This window comes from Salmonella sp. SG203 (assembly GCF_013350575.1).
Classification (GTDB): domain Bacteria; phylum Pseudomonadota; class Gammaproteobacteria; order Enterobacterales; family Enterobacteriaceae; genus Salmonella; species Salmonella enterica.
On record NZ_SNMT01000106.1, the window covers coordinates 1 to 532 of the forward strand.

Annotated in this window: 1 protein-coding gene and 1 pseudogene; both read left to right on the top strand. The window is 66.5% G+C overall.

Annotation, left to right across the window (positions count from 1 at the left end; all coding sequences use genetic code 11):
• The coding region (locus HV477_RS28025; protein ID WP_175065761.1) for a hypothetical protein at window positions 1-184 on the top strand (184 nt) is incomplete at its 5' end.
• Window positions 181-532: pseudogene (locus HV477_RS28030) on the top strand (hypothetical protein); the annotation flags it as partial. The gene HV477_RS28025 and the pseudogene HV477_RS28030, both read left to right, overlap by 4 nt.

Consider the following 532-nt stretch of genomic DNA (forward strand, 5'->3'; position numbering starts at 1 on the left):
GGTGGCGCGTTATGAGGTGAGGGTGCTGGACGTGAAGGATGAGCCCGGAAAAAGGCCGGTGACGGAGAAACAGCGTTCCGCGCTCCGGACGACGCAGACCCGCCGGGTGGGCAATGCGGATGAGGGCGTAAGGGCACAGATGAGGGATATCTGGAACAGCCTGCAGCGGGGCAGAAAGTCATGAGCGGGCGTGACAGTCCCCGGGTAGTGGTGTACGGAGATGAGTGGGCGGTGACGGCGGCGGTGTGCAGCCTGGTGTCGCAGCGGTGGCCACGGGCGGTGGTAGAGAGGGCGTCCGGTCTGTCTGCGCTGGTACAGACCCTGCGGCGGTACGGGGTGGTGGGGGTACTGCTGTGCCTGCGCCCGCACGAACATATTCCGGTACTGGATGCCCTGACTCCGCTGCTGCGGGGGCGCGTGGTGATGAGCCGGTCGCGGACGGCACGTCTGGTCAGGGACATCCGTCAGGAGGCGCTGAGGCGTCTGCCGGGGACGGTGAACGCGCGGCAGTGGTTTATCCTGTGCTGTCTTG